Origin of the sequence: Bradyrhizobium sp. SK17, from assembly GCF_002831585.1 — a bacterium.
Taxonomy (GTDB): Bacteria; Pseudomonadota; Alphaproteobacteria; order Rhizobiales; family Xanthobacteraceae; genus Bradyrhizobium.
Genome location: NZ_CP025113.1, coordinates 3,137,644 through 3,153,094 on the forward strand (window position 1 = coordinate 3,137,644; position 15,451 = coordinate 3,153,094).

Here is a 15,451-nt window from a genome sequence, read left to right on the forward strand (position 1 = left end):
TAACGCGTCGCGCGCCGCCAGGCGCGCCAACAACATCAGGGAGAGCCCCATGCCCCAGACCATCCATCGCGGCATCAAGGTGATGATCGACGAGGCCAATGCCGAGATCGAAACCATCAGCGCGGCCGATGCGATCACGCTGATCGGCAAGAACGACGTCGTCATCGTCGACATCCGCGATCCCCGCGAGATCGAGCGCGACGGCAAGATCCCCGGCGCGTTCTCCTGCACCCGCGGCATGCTGGAATTCTGGATCGATCCGAACAGCCCCTATGCCAAGCCGATCTTCCAGGAAGACAAGAAGTTCATCTTCCACTGCGCCGGCGGCCTGCGCTCGGCGCTCGCCGCCAAGACCGCGAAGGACATGGGCCTGAAGCCGGTCGCGCATATGGGCGGCGGCTTTGCCGCCTGGCGCGAGGCCGGCGGCCCGATCGAGGCGTGGGAGCCGAAGAAGAAGGGCTGAAAGGCCTCAGGCCCGCAGGGACATCAGATCATGACCGTTGCCGACGATCCGCTCGTTTCGACCGAATGGCTGGCCGCGCATCTCGGCGATGCCAACGTCAAGGTGCTCGACGCGACCTTCAAGCTGCCGGGCGTGCTGCCGCTGCCGAAGGACGATTATCTCGCAGCCCATCTGCCCGGCGCGGTGTTCTTCGACGTCGATGCGGTGTCGGATCACGCCAATCCGCTGCCGCACATGTTTCCGAGCGCCGAGCAGTTCGGCCACGACGTCGGCGGGCTTGGCGTCAGCAATGCAGACACCGTCGTGATCTACGATGCCGGCGGCTGGGTCGCCGCACCGCGCGCATGGTGGATGTTCCTGTCCTACGGCCATCGCAACGTGCGCATCCTCAATGGCGGCCTGAAGAAGTGGCGCGCCGAGGGCCGGGCGGTCGAGAGCGGCGAGGTCAGGCCGAAGCCCGCGACCTTCGAGGCGAGCTACGATCCGAAGCGGGTGCGCAGCATTGCGCAGATGATCGCCAACGTCGAAAGCCGCAAGGAGCAGGTGATCGACGCGCGCGCCGCCGAGCGCTTCGAGGGCCGCGCGCCGGAGCCGCGGCCGGGCATCCGCGCCGGTCACATTCCGGGCGCCCGTAACGTGCCCTATAACCAATTGTTCGATGCCGCGACCGGCGAGATGAAGCCGCTCGACGATCTGCGCAAGTCGTTCACCGGTGCCGGCGTCAGGCTCGATGCGCCTGTTGTGACCAGTTGCGGCTCCGGTGTCTCGGCCGGCGTGCTGACGCTCGCGCTGTACCGGATCGGCGTCACCGACACCGCGCTCTATGACGGCTCATGGTCGGAATGGGGCCAGGCAAGCGGCCCGCCGATCGCGACCGGGCCGGCCTGATCAATACTCCCAAAGCGGCATGAGTTTTGGTTGAATCGGCTTGGCGCGGTCTTGCTTCACCTCTCCCAAGGGAGAGGTGAACTTTCGACGCTGTTCCAACTCAACCTTACCTCGCTTTAGCGCCGAGTGAGCGGCACCAGGGTCGGTTGGCCGAACGGATCGAGTTGCTGCTGAACGACCTGCCTCGCCGGCTGCGTGCGGACAATGCGCCGGCGCTCCTTATGACGCGGCGCCGGTTTGCTGGCCGTGCTCCGCTCCGGCTTCTTCGCCTCGCTGGTCTTCGGCGCCACAGGCTGTTCGACAACGACCTCGGGGCCGCCGAGTGTCGCAATCCTCGTTGCGGCCTCACTTGCTCGGGGTGACGGCATCGCCGCGGGCTCCGGCGCGGCGACCGCAACGGTCGGTGCGGCAGGCGCGGGGGCGCTGGCGGCGGTCGGCGGATCAGGCATCGCGGCGACCTTGGCCTCGGCGGCGACCGGGGCGGTCTGCGGTGCCGGGTCAGCGGCCGGCGCTTGCGGAGCAACCTCGGTGGGCTGTGCCGGCGCAGGCGTCTCCGCCGCCTGGGCGTCTGGCCTGGGCGGGGTTGGATCGTCCGTCTTCACTGCGGCGACCTTCTCCGGCTCGGCCGCAGGCGATGCCTCGGCGGCAGCGGCCGGCTCGGACGCCGCCGGGGTGGCGGGGGCCGCGCTGTCGGTTGCCACCTTGTCAGCGGTCACCTTGTCGGTCGCGGACGGCTCGACACGAACCATCGCCAGCACAGGCTGTGTTTCGGCCTGTTGGGCGAATTGCGGCTCGGGCGGCGCCCGGCGGGCCGGAATGCTGGCGAATTCCTCGTGTGCCGCGCGAAACAGCGCGGCTGCCCCGAGCCCGAACACCAGAAGCGACGTCGCCAGCACGATCGCAGCGAACAGGAAACGAAGGCCGGGGAGCATAAGCGCGGGTTCCCCCTTCTACGGGAGGGTGTCGATGTCGAGGGAACGCGGTGACCACACAAAAAGCCGGCGTCGCGAGCGCGAATCAGGCCGATTCGAGGATATCGCAACGTCCCGGGACTGTTTGTTACAAAATGCGAGCGATTGATGACTTTGGCCACGTAGACGGACTTTGCCCGGTCGTGAGACATCTTTGCCGCAGCGCTGATGCGAATTCACAATAAGCCCGAAATAGCCCGGGTTTCGCGGAATTGTCTTGAATGCGCCGCTATCTTCCTGCATTGGGCCGTTAACGGTCCGGTGTCGCTTGGGGACTATACAAGAGCAATGATGATCAACCGCATTCTGACGATTTGCGCTGCCGCGGCTCTCGGCGTGGCGGGAACTTCGCTCGCGCATGCGCAGCAGGGTTATCCGGCCCCCAGGGCACTGCCTATTCGACGGCGCCCCAGCCCTATCCGCAGGGCAACATGCCGGATTTCGACGCCCTCAACGACGATGAAGACGCGCCGCGCAATTCCGCTGCGCTGCCGCCGCCGGGCCCGGTGATGTCGCCCGACGACCCGCGCTATGGCCGCCCGATGAATGCTCCGGCCTATTCCGATCGCGGTGCGCCGACCGGCCCCGTCATGTCGCCCGACGATCCGCGCTATGGCCGTCCGATGAACGCACCGGTCTATTCCGACCGCGGCGCGCCGAATGGTCCTGTGATGTCGCCCGATGATCCGCGCTACGGCCGGCCGATGGGGCCGCCGCCGGTGATCTATGGCGATCGTGGCGGCCCGCAGCAGGCCAATCGCGACAATGGCGTTCCGGCCGCTGGCGTATCCTATGGCGACGACCGCGGCGGCATGCGTCCGCCGGAGGGCGTGACCGGAGCGGTGCCGCAGCAGCAGGCGCCGGTCGATGCCAATGGCAAGCCGGTGCAGATCGCAGCGCTGCCGCCCGACGACCAGCCGGAAGACGGCCCGGCGCAGCTGGCACCGAACCTGCGCCGCCAGGAAGTGGCGTTCGCGACCAAGGAGCCGGCCGGCACGATCGTGGTCGATACGCCGAACACCTATCTCTATTACGTCCTCGGCAATGGCCGGGCGATCCGTTACGGCGTCCGTGTCGGCCGCGATGGCTTCACCTGGACCGGCGTGCAGAAGATCACCCGCAAGGCGGAGTGGCCGGATTGGCACCCGCCGCCGGAGATGATCGAGCGTCAGCCCTATCTGCCGCGCTTCATGGCTGGTGGACCCGGCAACCCGCTCGGCGCCCGTGCGATGTATCTCGGCTCGACCGTGTACCGCATTCACGGCACCAACCAGCCGTCGACCATCGGCAAGTTCGTGTCGTCGGGCTGCATCGGCATGCTGAACGAGGACGTCTCGGACCTGTTTGAACGCGCCAAGGTCGGCACCCGCGTGGTAGTGCTGCCCGGCGGCGCAGCCCCGGGGACGACGACGGCCTCCGCGGCGCCGCCGCCGAACCCGATGGCTCCTGCGCAGGCCCAGGTCGCGCCGCTGCCCGGCACGCAGCCGACCTCGGTGCAGCCGCTGCCCGCGCCGGTGACGGTGCGCTAGGCCAACCAGGCGAATTGATTGTTGAAAAGGGCGCGCCAACGGTGCGCCCTTTTTTTGTTGCAACCTGCCAGTCTGTTTCGACGTTGCCGCTATGAGGCATGCGATGCAAGAAGCTCGGCAGGAAACCCGCCTGACCTATCCGCCGCTGAACACGCCGAAGCCGGTCGCCGACGATGTGTGGATCGTCGACGGCCCGGTGATCCGGTTCGGCCCGCGCGGCTTCAGGATGCCGTTTCCGACCCGCGCAACGATCCTGCGTCTGCCCGGCGCGCAGCTCTTCATTCACTCGCCAACCCCGTTGGTGGACGAGCTCAAGGCCGGGATTGCCCGTCTCGGCACGCCGCGCTGGATCATCGGGCCGAACCGCCTGCACTATTGGTGGATCCCTGAATGGCATGCGGCCTATCCCGACGCGCGCGTCTTTCTCGCGCGTGGGATCGCACAGCAGGCCGGCGATCGGCTGGCCCTCGATGGCGAGCCGCTGGAACGGCGATCGGGCTATCCGTGGGATGAGTGGATTGCGACGCTTCCGGTTGCCGGCAGCTACATGACGGAGGCTGTGTTCTTCCACCTGAAGTCACGGACCTTGCTGCTGACCGACCTGATCGAGAATTTCGAAACCGAACGAATTGGTTCGCCGTTGATGCGATTCCTGACCTGGATCGGTGGCGTGCGCGATCCGGACGGCAGTACGCCGCGCGACATGCGATTGACCTTCCGGCGCGACAAGGCGGCACTGAAGGCCGCCGTCACCTGCATGATCGGATGGGACCCGGAGCGGATCATCCTCGCCCATGGCCGCTGGTACGACCGCAACGGCCGTGCCGAGCTCGAGCGAGCGTTCCGCTGGCTCGGCTAGAGCATGATGAGATTAGGTTGATCTGGAGCGGCGTCGATAGTTCACCTCTCCCTTGGGAGAGCAGGGCTATCGCATATGGTGTGAGCAGCCCATGTGAACGCCGTCATGGCCGGGCTTGTCCCGGCCATCCACGTCTTCCTTCACAAGAAAACAAGACGTGGATGCCCGGGACAAGCCCGGGCACGACGATGCGGAAACGTCAGTTCCAGAGCCCTTAGATGTCATATGCGATAGCCCTACTTGGGAGAGGTCGATTTGCGCAGCAAATCGGGTGAGGGGTTCCGGTCTATCGAGAGAGCAAGAGCCCTCACCCGGATTGCACTGGGCGAAGCTTCGCATCGCCAGCGCAATCCGACCTCTCCCCAACGGGGCGAGGTGAACCGAGACCGCGCCAAGCCGATTCAATCAGAGCTTATCCCGCTTTAGTCGCGACGAATGCTGCGATCAGGCGAGGCGCCGCGGCGGTTCGCCGCCTTTGGTGAAGGCGTCGATGCAGGCGACCATCTGCTGATAATGCGCCTGGAGGCTCTCGCGGGTCGCGTAGCCGAGATGCGGCGTGATCACGACGTTGTCGAGCTTGCGGAGCGGATGGTCCGATGGCAGCGGCTCGACCGAGAACACGTCGATGCCGGCCCCGGCAATCCTCTTGTCGCGCAGTGCGGCAAGCAATGCGTCCTCGTCGACGATCGGCCCGCGCGCGGTGTTGACGAGATAGGCCCGTGGTTTCATGCGGGCGAGGTCGGCGGCGCCGACCAGTCCGCGTGAGCGCGGGCTCAGCACGACATGAATGGTGATGATGTCCGATGTCGCGAACAGCTCGTCCTTGCTGGCGTAGCCGACGCCGGCCTCCTTGCACGTCTCGGGCGTCAGGTTGGGGCTCCAGGCGATCACGTTCATGCCGAACACCTTGGCCATGCCGGCGACCTTGCTGCCGAGCTTGCCGAGGCCGATGATCCCAAGCGTCTTGCCCTCGATCTCGGTGCCGGCAAACGTCTGCCACGCCTCGCCGGCATGCATGCGCGCGTTCTCGCGGCCGATGCCGCGGGTCAATTCCAGGATCAGGCCCATGGTCAGGGGCGCGGTGGGATCGCGGCTGTACTGGGTGCCACACAGCACCACCTTGCGCTCCTTGGCGGCCGCCATGTCGATCGCGGCGTTGCGCATGCCCGACGTGATCAGGAGCTTCAGCTTGGGCAGCACGTCGAGCAGGCTCTTCGGGAACGGGGTGCGCTCGCGCATCGCGCAGATGATCTCGAAGTCCTTCAGCGCGCCGGCTGCATCGGCTTCGCTGGCGAACGGCTTGTCGAACACCGTGACGTCGACCCGGTCTTTGACCTGTGGCCAATCGGCCAGCGACAGCGCGATGCCGAAATAGTCGTCGAGGATTGCACAGCGCAGCCGCGTCATCGGGAGGTCCAATCAGGGTGAGGACGACGGCGGGAGATCAACCGTCGCAACGCCCGTGATGGTCGCGCGCAATCGGCAGGCGCGCAAGCGGCCGCGGTTTCAAAAATCGGCGACGGTCACGCCGGACGGGACGGCTTGTGCGCCTTGGCGGACCGGATATCGGCGAGCATCGATCGGACCGCCGGCGACAGCGCCATCTGCTTGGCCCGGCAGGCCGGACCAGGACCGCGCATATAGTGCAGTTCCGGGCGGTAGGGATTGAAGGCCTTGACGAAGAAGGCACGCCAAAAGGCACGAAATTCGGCGAACGGCGTCGCCTGGCCCTTGATTACCGGGCGCGCGAGAGGTGCTGAAATAATGGTAGCCATGACATGGCCTCTACTGTTCTGGTCGCGGTTCTGCCGCGAAAACCGCCGTTTTTCCGGCGTTGGAAACGAGTTTTGGCCTGATTTATTAAAAGATGGTTTCAATTGTCGTGATTCGGCGCACACATGGTGTCGATCCGGTAATCACCCCTGGTGCACCGATGAAACGTGGTGAACGGACGGAAAACGCCTGGCCCGCGGTTGCGCTTTCGGGGGCCGGCCGTTACATCGGCGGCAGCAAAATTTCCACACATCGGATCAATTCCAGGGACAGCGGATGGCTCGCCAGTTCATCTATTTCATGCAGGGTCTGACCAAGGCGTACCCGACCCGCAAGGTGCTCGATAACATCCATCTGAGCTTCTACCCGGACGCCAAGATCGGCGTGCTCGGCGTCAACGGCTCGGGCAAGTCGACCCTGCTCAAGATCATGGCCGGCCTCGACAAGGAATATAACGGCGAGGCCTGGGTCGCCGAGGGCGCCCGCGTCGGCTACCTCGAGCAGGAGCCGCAGCTCGATGCCTCGCTCTCGGTTCGTGAAAACGTCATGCAGGGCGTCGCCAAGCAGAAGGCGATCCTCGACCGTTACAACGAGTTGGCCGTCAACTACTCGGACGAGACGGCTGACGAAATGACCAAATTGCAGGACGAGATCGAGGCCCAGGGCCTGTGGGATCTCGACAGCAAGGTCGACCAGGCGATGGACGCGCTGCGCTGCCCGCCCGACGATGCCGATGTCACCAAGCTCTCGGGCGGTGAACGCCGCCGCGTCGCGCTGTGCCGCCTGCTGCTCGACCAGCCGGAACTGCTGCTGCTCGACGAACCGACCAACCATCTCGACGCCGAGTCGGTATCGTGGCTGGAAGGCCATCTGCGCAACTATCCCGGCGCGATCCTGATCGTGACCCACGATCGCTACTTCCTCGACAACGTCACGAGCTGGATCCTCGAGCTCGACCGCGGCCGCGGCATCCCCTACGAGGGCAATTATTCATCCTGGTTGCAGCAGAAGCAGAAGCGGCTCGAGCAGGAAGGCCGCGAGGACGCCGCGCATCAGAAGACCCTGGCTCGCGAGCAGGAGTGGATCGCATCCTCGCCCAAGGCACGTCAGGCCAAGTCCAAGGCGCGCTACCAGCGCTATGAGGAGCTGCTGAAGCAGGCCAGCGAGAAGCAGACCCAGACCGCGCAGATCACGATTCCGGTCGCCGAACGGCTCGGCCAGAACGTCGTCGACTTCGAAGGCCTCAGCAAGGGCTTTGGCGACCGCATGCTGATCGACGACCTCACCTTCAAGCTGCCGCCGGGCGGCATCGTCGGTGTGATCGGCGCCAACGGCGCCGGCAAGACCACGCTGTTCAAGATGATCACCAAGCAGGAGGAGCCCGACAAGGGCACCATCACCGTCGGTGAAAGCGTTCACCTCGGCTATGTCGACCAGTCGCGCGATGCGCTCGACGGCAAGAAGACGGTGTGGGAGGAGATTTCCGGCAACAACGAGCTGATCCTGCTCGGCAAGAAGGAAGTCAACTCGCGCGGCTACTGCTCGTCGTTCAACTTCAAGGGCGCCGACCAGCAGAAGAAGGTCGGTGCGCTGTCCGGCGGTGAGCGCAACCGCGTGCATCTCGCCAAGATGCTGAAGTCCGGCGCCAACGTGCTGCTGCTCGACGAACCGACCAACGACCTCGACGTCGACACGCTGCGCGCGCTGGAAGAGGCGCTGGAGGATTTCGCCGGCTGCGCCGTCATCATCAGCCACGATCGCTGGTTCCTCGACCGCATCGCGACCCACATCCTGGCCTTCGAGGGCGACAGCCATGTCGAATGGTTCGAGGGCAACTTCCAGGACTACGAGAAGGACAAGATGCGCCGGCTCGGCCAGGACAGCATCATTCCGCACCGCGTGAAGTACAAGAAGCTGACGCGCTGAACTGCGACACCGTCATGCCCGGCCTTGTGCCGGGCATCCACGTCTTGCTTCGCGGCGACAAAGACGTGGATGGCCGGGACAAGCCTGGCCATGACGCGTGAGAAGAGCGAGCGTCACGACGTGCAAATTTGCGGAATCGTGACCGGATCGCGGCGTAATCTGCGGCCAGTTGTCGCTTTTCAAGCGCGCGGGATTGCGTAGATAGAGCGCTCCGCAATTTCCAATCCCGCGAGCACTCCCTCATGTCCGCTGTTTCCGACGCGCCCGCCCGCTCCAAGGGCCGGTCGCTGCGTCCCGTCCCCATGCTGATCTTCGGATCGCGCTGGCTGCAATTGCCGCTCTATGTCGGCCTGATCATCGCCCAGGGCGTCTACGTCGTGCTGTTCCTCAAGGAGCTGTGGCACCTGTTCGCCCATGCCTTCGATTTCAGCGAGCAGCAGATCATGCTGGCCGTCCTCGGCCTGATCGACGTCGTCATGATCTCGAACCTGCTGGTGATGGTGATCGTCGGCGGCTACGAGACCTTCGTCTCGCGCCTCAATCTGCGGGGCCATCCCGACGAGCCGGAATGGCTCAGCCATGTCAATGCCAGTGTGCTGAAGATCAAGCTGGCGATGGCGATCATCGGCATCTCCTCGATCCATCTGCTGCGCACCTTCATCGAAGCCGGCGCGCTGTCGTCCGGCAAGGCCACCTACACCGAGGCTGGCGTGATGTGGCAGACCATCATCCACTGCGTGTTCATCCTGTCGGCCATCGGCATCGCCTTCGTCGACAAGCTGTCGAACGACTCGATCGAGGGCGCCAAGCAGCAGGTCGGGCACTGAGGCGCAGTGAGATGAGGATCACCGCGCCGTGCGCGAGCCGGCGAGGATCGGTGCGGTGATCCTGCCAAGCCAACCCGGAATCTGCGCCGCGCCGCGCGGGAATCCGCGGGCCATCGCGAGCAGGAATGCGGGCTGCCAGACGCCGAACAGCACCAGCCAGCCCAGCCAATCCGGAAATTTGACGACCGCGCCGTAGACTGTGCCCGCGGCGATCGCCGCGAGCCAGGTAATGACGACGCTGTCGAGCCGCCTGAAGCCGGGATTTGTCAGGATCACGCCAAGAATCGTGATCGCACCCCCAACCGCGCCGCCGACGCCGCCGATCAGGTAGCCCATGAAAGGGTTGTTGCTGAGGGTGTCGCGGACCTCGGCGGCGGGTTCTGTCGTCGCGTCCGCGAGGCTGGCGGCGGCATCAGCCGGGGTGTTGACGGCTCGCGAATACTGGCTGAGCGATTGCAGCGTGACGCTGCTGGCATCGAAGGCCGCGATCCATGCCGCCGCAGTGATCGCAACCACCAGCGCCAGCTGAAACCGATCCCTGATGCCGAAGATGAAATTGCAGGTCGCGACCACCAATCCGAAGATCAGGCCGGGAAGCACGGTTACTCCGCCGGCCGGCCCGGTATCGACGAATGAGTATTGCAGGATGCCGGTGGCATATTTCACGGTAAGGGTGCAGGCGACCGCCGAGGCGAGCGCAAGCGCGAGGAACGGCATGATGGATCGCCCACGCGACTGCGCGCTCTCGGCCTCCAGCATGCGATCCACCGCGGCGCGTGTCTCGGCCGCGGCGCTGCCCTGCGGTTCCAGGATCGTGACCGCCTTGAGATAGGTCGGGACCTGGTCGAGCGGGGTCGGTGCCATCATCACCGGCAGCACGCGATTGCTCGGGTTCGGCCATTTGGTGCGGGCAAAGGCCAACTCGCTCAGCGTGTAGCGTCCCCTGGTCACCGATTCCGGGCTGATCAGGAACACCATAAAATCGCTGCTTTCGATGGCTTTTTCGACGCGCGCATCGAAGCTGTCGCCCGGCGGGAGATCGTCGTGCGAAAAGAAAACGTCATGGTCGCAATTGCGCAGGGACTGAGCGATGCTGTCGGCCTGCGATTCCAATTCGGAGGGAAATGACAGAAATATGCGCATGGCAAAACCTACCACCCAGAATTGAATTCTGACAATTGCGGAATCCACTTTGCAATGCCTGTTTCTGCCGGATGAGATCGATCATGAAATGGCCAGCCACACTCGTCGCATGCGCATTGCTGCTCGTTGCGCCGCTACAGCGGCCCGCTTACGCCGCCGACGCCGCGTTCACCCAGTTCGTCGCCTCGCTATGGCCGGAAGCCAAGGCCGCTGGCGTGTCGCGTGAAACCTTCGAGCGCGAGACGCGCTCCCTCGAGCCCGACTACAAGCTGCCAGATCTGATCCTGCCCGGACGTCCGAAGACCGGCGCGCCGGCGCAGGCCGAGTTCGTGCAGGTGCCGGCCGACTACATCAAGGAAGCGTCGATCGCGCGGCTCGCGGCGGAGGGGCAGCGGCTGATGCAGAAGTATCGCTCCTCGCTCGACGCGATCGAGAAGCGGTTCGGCGTGCCGGCGCCGATCGTGCTGGCGATCTGGGGCCGCGAGACCGATTACGGCCGCTACGCGCTGCCCTACGACACGCTGCGCGTGGTCGCGACCCAGGCCTATGTCGGCCGCCGCAAGGATCAGTACCGCACCGAGTTCATCCTCGCGCTGAAGATCCTCGGCGAGGGCGTGGTGACGCGCAAGGAGCTGCGCTCGTCCTGGGCGGGCGCGACCGGCTACACCCAGTTCCTGCCGTCCGAGTATTACAAGCACGGCGTCGATCTCGACGGCGATGGCAAGGTCGACATCTGGCATTCGGTGCCGGACGCGCTCGCCTCCGCCGCGCAGCAACTCGTCAACAAGGGCTGGCAACCCGGCGTGCGCTGGGCCTACGAGGTCACGGCACCCGGCAATGCCGACTGCACGATGGGCGTGCCCGAAGTGACGAAGCCGATCAGCCAGTGGCTGCGCGCCGGCTTCGTGCCGGTGCGCGGGCAAAAGCTCAGCGCCACCGAGCAGGCGCAGTCGGCCTCGCTGCTGCAACCGGAGGGCATCTACGGTCCGGCCTTCCTGACCACGCCGAACTACTTCGTGATCAAGGAATACAATTTCTCCGATCTCTACGTGCTGTTCGTCGGCCATCTCGCCGACCGCATGACGAGCCCGCAGCCGTTCGCGACGCCATGGTCGGCCTCGAAGCAGCTGCGCTCCACCGATGTCGAGGCGATGCAGCAGCATCTCACCAAGATCGGCCTCTACAAGGACAAGCTCGACGGCAAGGCCGGGATGCAGACCCGCGCGGCGCTCGGCGCCTATCAGAAGCAGGCCGGGCTGAAGGTCGATTGCTGGCCGAGCGAGGCGGTGCTGCGCGCGATGAACGGGCGCTGACCAGCGGCTGGCGGCGCAAACAAAAACCCGGCCGTCAGGCCGGGTTTTCGAGTGTGATGCTGAAACCGTGTCAGTCGATCAATCGCAAACCTGGATGCGACGGAAGCGCCAGCCATAGCCGTCCCAGAAGCGCTCGCGAACCCAGCGGCACGGAGCTTCTTCGACGTAAACAGGCGCCGGTGCAACATAGACCGGGGCCGGGCGCGCGCCTGCGATAGCGCCGCCGAGCAGGGCGCCGCCGATCAGGCCGCCGGCAACGCCGGCTGCGATCGCGCCGCCGTCTCCGGCCTTGGCAGGCGGAGCAACAGCCAGCGAACCGGCAATCGTGGTAACGGCGACAAGGGCAGCTAAAGTCTTCTTCATGTCTTTGGCTCTCCTGGAAGGTGGTGGCGTCGTGGTTCGACGCCGGGTTTAGGTGACTCGCACGCTGATCTCGAACTGCTGTCTTGCTAAACAGCGCAGAACAGTCAACCGAAAGTAAACGTCGGCAGGCTCATCGCGCAGAAAAGCGGTTTTTTCTGGCCACCCAAACAGATGTCCCGGAAAAACAGTCTGTTTTCCGGGACATCTGGTTCGAATTAATCGAGATGAACGTCGATCAGTCGCAAACGCGAACGCGACGAATGCGCCAGTTGTAGCCGTCCCAGAAGCGCTGCCGTTGCCAGTAGCAGTCGGGACCGTAACCGGGTTCGGCGACATAGGCCGGACCGGGCGCGTAGTAGCCATAGCCCGGACCGTAGTAGCCGTTCTGCGATGCGATCGCGCCGCCGACGATGGCGCCACCGATCAATCCCGCAGCGACGCCAGCGGCGACACCGCGTTGTGCCTGGGCGGGGGCGGGCACCGCCACAGCCGAAACCGCCAGAGTGGCGGCGGCGCAAAGCGCCAGCAATGTCTTCTTCATGACCTCACCTTTCTCACGGGAGCTGGGACAGCGTGCGTTGGCGATCTGTCTCGCCTGAAGGTTCCATATTCCGCTTGAATGATCAATGAACGACGCTGCCGCATTCGCGTCCAAATGCTTGCAGCTTTTGACATATCTTGCAACGCACAAGCTCGTTGCGCCGGCGGTGAAGCGGACGCCGGCGGGCATTTGAGGGCGATTCGTCGCGCAAGCGCGAGCCAATCTGATTTAGACCCATTCCAATATGAATCCCGCATCAGTTTGGAATTGCTACAAAAACCGTCTTTTCCTTTTGCATCAGGTCGGGCCCGACAATATCCATATTGCCAAGCATCACCCGTTGGACCCGCTTGCTCTGATGATTGTCTGCTCCTGTAACGTTCTCAGCGACCACGATGTCCGCAATGCCGTGAATGCCGGCGGGTCCGTGACTCGAAATGCCAAGCAGGTTTACGGCTGCCTCGGCTGTAGCGCCGAATGCGGCCGCTGCGCGCGCACCATCAAGGCGATCATCGACGAGGCGCTCGGTCCCTGCGCCAAGGCCTGCTGCGCCGGCTGCCCCCACGCCGGCCACCCGCACGCCGCCAACCAGGACGCCCAGGCGGGCGAGTTCGCCCTCGCGGCCTGCTGATTTCAGCCAGATCTCCCGAATCCAATTATCCACGCACCGCTTCTGCGCAGGCTTGCCCTCGTCGGCAAACTGATTTAGAAGCGTTCTAAATTCAGTGCGGACCAGTTTGGCCGCGACAGGTGGAGTGGATCATGCAAGGCGACCCGAAGGTCATCGATTATCTGAACAAGGGGCTGCGCAGCGAACTGACCGCCATCAATCAGTACTGGCTGCACTACCGGATGCTCAACAATTGGGGCCTGCTGGAGATGGCCAAGGTCTGGCGCAAGGAATCCATCGAGGAGATGGAGCACGCCGACAAGTTCGTCGACCGCATCCTGTTTCTCGACGGCTTCCCGAACCTTCAGGTGCTCGATCCGCTGAAGATCGGCCAGAACGTCAAGGAGATCATCGAGTGCGACCTCGCGGCCGAGATCGGCGCGCGCACGCTCTATCAGGAGGCGGCGACCTACAGCCACGGCGTCAAGGACTACGTCAGCCGCGACCTGTTCGAGAGACTGATGAAGGACGAGGAAGACCACATCGACTTCCTCGAGACCCAGCTCGACCTGATCAAGCGCATCGGCCTTGAGCTCTACACCCAGAAGCACGTCGGCCATCTGAAGGGCGAGGAATCCTGATCGGCCTGGCGCGCGTAGCGCGGCGCCCGAACTACGAGAGGCCGTCCTTGCGGGCGGCCTCTTTTGTTTTTGCTGTCGGGATCGAGCCGGTCGTCAGTAGCAGCGCGTGATGTTGACGGTGCGGTCGCCGCCGCGTCCGGGCACCGTGACGCTCTCGGTGGGACAGCTCGATACATAGGGGCGGTCCGACGGCACCACGGCCGGCGGATAGCGGTGCGCCCAGTCCCAGGGCACGTCCTGGGTGTAGGTGTAGCGCACGTCGTTGGACGCCGGCGCCGGGACTTCGGCAACGGGAGCGGCGGCCAGCGCGTCGTCGTAATATCCGCCGGTCCCCGGCAACACGATGCCGGGCACGCGCACATGATGGCGGAAGCCTGGATGGTGCGAGGAAAACGTGCCGCGCGCCGCGGTTCCGGATCTCGCATAGGTCTCGGTCGGGGAAGCAAGCAGCAGTGCTGCAACGCCAAGGGACGCCATCAGCGCCCCATTTGTTCGATAGCTCATGGCACGCACCAACTCGCGGTTACGGAGCATTGTGCGGACGCTAGGCCGCGCCGCGTTGCGCCCGCAAACTCATCCTTAACTATTGGTTAAAAAGTAAGGTTAACAGGGGGCATATTTTCCAAGTTCGCGCGACCCCGCTTCAGGTGGGCGTTGTGGGCGCATGGAATTCTCACGCCAGCACACCTATTTTGCTTTTCGCCAAGGCCAGTCGATCACGCCTGCGCAATAGAGCGCCCACCAGATCAGGACCGGCTGAAACGCCAGCCTCGGTCCGTGATAGAGCCAGCTGTTGCTGATGTAAGGCAGCTCGATGCCGTCGATCGCATGCTTGAAATTCGCCGGCCAAACGCAAATCGCATATGCCGCGAGCCCGATGCCCGCCCATCGGCGCAACGGCCCTGCCACCAGCGCCACAGCGCCGGCGATCTCGCAAATCCCAGTGGCCAAAATCACGGTTGGTGCGAACGGCACCCAAGACGGCGTAATGGCCAACAGTTTTTCAGGGACCCAGAGATGCGCCAGGCCGGCAGCGATATAGATCGCCGCGAGGATCCAGCGCAGGACGGCACGAAAACGTTCGTCTGAGGGTTCGGGCATGGTGAGAGGGCTAACACAGGCTCAACGCGTCGACACGCGGAACCTAAACTGCATCAGCAGGTACAAAGCAACTGATGATGATGTTGCCGCCGTGGTGCACGTACCACACGACGGCCTCGCCGACCGGATTGCCGCGGTCGCGGATCACGGCGCGCTCCGGCACCATTATCCATTCGCCCTCGATCGGCACCCAATAGGCGCCGTTGCGAACGTCGTAATTGGTGCGATGGCCATCGGAGATGTCGCAGCACGGCACGCCGTTGGGCGCGATCACGCTCTTGAACCAGGCGCGGATATCGGGCGGCACGTTGTCGTATTGGCCGTTGTCGAACGCCAGCGCGGCGCCCGCCAGCATGGCGAGCCACGCAAGCACCACGATATGCGTGAGCCTTCGCATCCCGTTCCTCCGCGAAATCCTCGCGTGTGACGCGCGCAAGGTCGCGTTGCGCGAATCCGGCGTTGGCGCGATTAGGCACGAACCGTGCGCGCGATGCATGCTCAAA

Annotated in this window: 17 protein-coding genes and 1 pseudogene; 9 read left to right on the forward strand and 9 right to left on the reverse strand. The window is 64.5% G+C overall.

Annotated elements, in window-relative coordinates; translation table 11 throughout:
• Window positions 1-49 precede the first annotated feature (49 nt).
• Window positions 50-463: a rhodanese-like domain-containing protein gene (locus CWS35_RS14605; RefSeq protein ID WP_024580496.1), complete on the forward strand. Its 414-nt coding sequence runs from the start codon at window positions 50-52 to the stop codon at window positions 461-463.
• Between the two features lie 30 nt (window positions 464-493).
• A complete protein-coding gene (gene sseA, locus CWS35_RS14610; RefSeq protein WP_100952302.1) occupies window positions 494-1,351 on the forward strand; it encodes a 3-mercaptopyruvate sulfurtransferase in 858 nt (285 codons plus the stop codon).
• A gap of 116 nt (window positions 1,352-1,467) precedes the next feature.
• Here sseA and CWS35_RS14615 read toward each other — a convergent pair whose 3' ends face one another.
• Window positions 1,468-2,283 (reverse strand): hypothetical protein, encoded by an 816-nt coding sequence (locus CWS35_RS14615; RefSeq protein ID WP_100952303.1) that lies wholly within the window; start codon window positions 2,281-2,283, stop codon window positions 1,468-1,470.
• Window positions 2,284-2,610: 327 nt separating this feature from the next.
• On the opposite strand from CWS35_RS14615, the pseudogene CWS35_RS14620 reads away from it, so the two are divergent.
• Both CWS35_RS14620 and CWS35_RS14625 read left to right on the forward strand, forming a co-directional pair.
• Window positions 2,611-3,851: pseudogene (locus CWS35_RS14620) on the forward strand (L,D-transpeptidase family protein).
• Window positions 3,852-3,954: 103 nt separating this feature from the next.
• Window positions 3,955-4,710, forward strand: coding sequence for a hypothetical protein (locus tag CWS35_RS14625; RefSeq protein ID WP_029878984.1), 756 nt, complete (start codon window positions 3,955-3,957; stop codon window positions 4,708-4,710).
• A 444-nt stretch (window positions 4,711-5,154) separates the two neighbouring features.
• Here the strand turns inward: CWS35_RS14625 and CWS35_RS14635 are convergent, their stop codons facing one another.
• Together CWS35_RS14635 and CWS35_RS14640 are read right to left on the reverse strand one after the other, a co-directional pair.
• Entirely contained in the window at window positions 5,155-6,117 is a 963-nt protein-coding gene (locus CWS35_RS14635; protein WP_100952305.1) for a D-2-hydroxyacid dehydrogenase family protein, read from the reverse strand.
• Between the two features lie 116 nt (window positions 6,118-6,233).
• The gene (locus CWS35_RS14640; protein WP_100952306.1) at window positions 6,234-6,485 is read right to left on the reverse strand and encodes a hypothetical protein; all 252 of its coding nucleotides are present in this window, start codon (window positions 6,483-6,485) and stop codon (window positions 6,234-6,236) included.
• Between the two features lie 274 nt (window positions 6,486-6,759).
• On the opposite strand from CWS35_RS14640, the gene ettA reads away from it, so the two are divergent.
• Together ettA and CWS35_RS14650 are read left to right on the forward strand one after the other, a co-directional pair.
• Complete coding sequence (ettA, locus tag CWS35_RS14645) at window positions 6,760-8,409, forward strand: energy-dependent translational throttle protein EttA (protein WP_024580503.1); 1,650 nt, start codon at window positions 6,760-6,762, stop codon at window positions 8,407-8,409.
• A 242-nt stretch (window positions 8,410-8,651) separates the two neighbouring features.
• Complete coding sequence (locus tag CWS35_RS14650; protein WP_100952307.1) at window positions 8,652-9,236, forward strand: TIGR00645 family protein; 585 nt, start codon at window positions 8,652-8,654, stop codon at window positions 9,234-9,236.
• Window positions 9,237-9,254: 18 nt separating this feature from the next.
• On the opposite strand, the gene CWS35_RS14655 is transcribed toward CWS35_RS14650, so the two are convergent.
• Window positions 9,255-10,379 carry a toll/interleukin-1 receptor domain-containing protein gene (locus CWS35_RS14655; RefSeq protein WP_024580505.1) on the reverse strand — a complete coding sequence of 375 codons (1,125 nt, stop codon included), beginning with the start codon at window positions 10,377-10,379 and terminating at the stop codon, window positions 9,255-9,257.
• 83 nt (window positions 10,380-10,462) lie between these two features.
• Here CWS35_RS14655 and CWS35_RS14660 point away from each other — a divergent pair, with 83 nt between their 5' ends.
• Window positions 10,463-11,692 (forward strand): lytic murein transglycosylase, encoded by a 1,230-nt coding sequence (locus tag CWS35_RS14660; protein WP_100956353.1) that lies wholly within the window; start codon window positions 10,463-10,465, stop codon window positions 11,690-11,692.
• 78 nt (window positions 11,693-11,770) lie between these two features.
• Here CWS35_RS14660 and CWS35_RS14665 read toward each other — a convergent pair whose 3' ends face one another.
• Together CWS35_RS14665 and CWS35_RS14670 are read right to left on the reverse strand one after the other, a co-directional pair.
• A complete protein-coding gene (locus CWS35_RS14665; RefSeq protein ID WP_024580507.1) occupies window positions 11,771-12,055 on the reverse strand; it encodes a hypothetical protein in 285 nt (94 codons plus the stop codon).
• Between the two features lie 235 nt (window positions 12,056-12,290).
• Window positions 12,291-12,596, reverse strand: a complete 306-nt coding sequence (locus CWS35_RS14670; protein ID WP_024580508.1) for a hypothetical protein — start codon at window positions 12,594-12,596, stop codon at window positions 12,291-12,293.
• A gap of 358 nt (window positions 12,597-12,954) precedes the next feature.
• Here CWS35_RS14670 and CWS35_RS14675 point away from each other — a divergent pair, with 358 nt between their 5' ends.
• On the forward strand, window positions 12,955-13,227 hold the full coding sequence (locus CWS35_RS14675; RefSeq protein WP_024580509.1) for a bacterioferritin-associated ferredoxin: 273 nt from the start codon (window positions 12,955-12,957) through the stop codon (window positions 13,225-13,227).
• Between the two features lie 131 nt (window positions 13,228-13,358).
• On the forward strand, window positions 13,359-13,847 hold the full coding sequence (bfr, locus tag CWS35_RS14680; RefSeq protein WP_100956355.1) for a bacterioferritin: 489 nt from the start codon (window positions 13,359-13,361) through the stop codon (window positions 13,845-13,847).
• Between the two features lie 93 nt (window positions 13,848-13,940).
• Here bfr and CWS35_RS14685 read toward each other — a convergent pair whose 3' ends face one another.
• The 3 genes from CWS35_RS14685 to CWS35_RS14695 form a co-directional block, all read right to left on the reverse strand.
• On the reverse strand, window positions 13,941-14,351 hold the full coding sequence (locus CWS35_RS14685; protein WP_024580511.1) for a hypothetical protein: 411 nt from the start codon (window positions 14,349-14,351) through the stop codon (window positions 13,941-13,943).
• A gap of 183 nt (window positions 14,352-14,534) precedes the next feature.
• Window positions 14,535-14,948 (reverse strand): DoxX family protein, encoded by a 414-nt coding sequence (locus tag CWS35_RS14690; protein WP_100952308.1) that lies wholly within the window; start codon window positions 14,946-14,948, stop codon window positions 14,535-14,537.
• Window positions 14,949-14,991: 43 nt separating this feature from the next.
• The gene (locus CWS35_RS14695; RefSeq protein WP_100952309.1) at window positions 14,992-15,345 is read right to left on the reverse strand and encodes a hypothetical protein; all 354 of its coding nucleotides are present in this window, start codon (window positions 15,343-15,345) and stop codon (window positions 14,992-14,994) included.
• Between the last annotated feature and the right edge of the window lie 106 nt (window positions 15,346-15,451).

Excerpts from the sequence above, each read along its gene's own strand:
- CWS35_RS14605 (WP_024580496.1), top strand. The coding sequence starts at position 50 with ATGCCCCAGACCATCCATCGCGGCATCAAGGTGATGATCGACGAGGCC.
- sseA (WP_100952302.1), top strand. The coding sequence starts at position 494 with ATGACCGTTGCCGACGATCCGCTCGTTTCGACCGAATGGCTGGCCGCG.
- CWS35_RS14615 (WP_100952303.1), bottom strand. The coding sequence starts at position 2,283 with ATGCTCCCCGGCCTTCGTTTCCTGTTCGCTGCGATCGTGCTGGCGACG.
- CWS35_RS14625 (WP_029878984.1), top strand. The coding sequence starts at position 3,955 with ATGCAAGAAGCTCGGCAGGAAACCCGCCTGACCTATCCGCCGCTGAAC.
- CWS35_RS14635 (WP_100952305.1), bottom strand. The coding sequence starts at position 6,117 with ATGACGCGGCTGCGCTGTGCAATCCTCGACGACTATTTCGGCATCGCG.
- CWS35_RS14640 (WP_100952306.1), bottom strand. The coding sequence starts at position 6,485 with ATGGCTACCATTATTTCAGCACCTCTCGCGCGCCCGGTAATCAAGGGC.
- ettA (WP_024580503.1), top strand. The coding sequence starts at position 6,760 with ATGGCTCGCCAGTTCATCTATTTCATGCAGGGTCTGACCAAGGCGTAC.
- CWS35_RS14650 (WP_100952307.1), top strand. The coding sequence starts at position 8,652 with ATGTCCGCTGTTTCCGACGCGCCCGCCCGCTCCAAGGGCCGGTCGCTG.
- CWS35_RS14655 (WP_024580505.1), bottom strand. The coding sequence starts at position 10,379 with ATGCGCATATTTCTGTCATTTCCCTCCGAATTGGAATCGCAGGCCGAC.
- CWS35_RS14660 (WP_100956353.1), top strand. The coding sequence starts at position 10,463 with ATGAAATGGCCAGCCACACTCGTCGCATGCGCATTGCTGCTCGTTGCG.
- CWS35_RS14665 (WP_024580507.1), bottom strand. The coding sequence starts at position 12,055 with ATGAAGAAGACTTTAGCTGCCCTTGTCGCCGTTACCACGATTGCCGGT.
- CWS35_RS14670 (WP_024580508.1), bottom strand. The coding sequence starts at position 12,596 with ATGAAGAAGACATTGCTGGCGCTTTGCGCCGCCGCCACTCTGGCGGTT.
- CWS35_RS14675 (WP_024580509.1), top strand. The coding sequence starts at position 12,955 with ATGATTGTCTGCTCCTGTAACGTTCTCAGCGACCACGATGTCCGCAAT.
- bfr (WP_100956355.1), top strand. The coding sequence starts at position 13,359 with ATGCAAGGCGACCCGAAGGTCATCGATTATCTGAACAAGGGGCTGCGC.
- CWS35_RS14685 (WP_024580511.1), bottom strand. The coding sequence starts at position 14,351 with ATGAGCTATCGAACAAATGGGGCGCTGATGGCGTCCCTTGGCGTTGCA.
- CWS35_RS14690 (WP_100952308.1), bottom strand. The coding sequence starts at position 14,948 with ATGCCCGAACCCTCAGACGAACGTTTTCGTGCCGTCCTGCGCTGGATC.
- CWS35_RS14695 (WP_100952309.1), bottom strand. The coding sequence starts at position 15,345 with ATGCGAAGGCTCACGCATATCGTGGTGCTTGCGTGGCTCGCCATGCTG.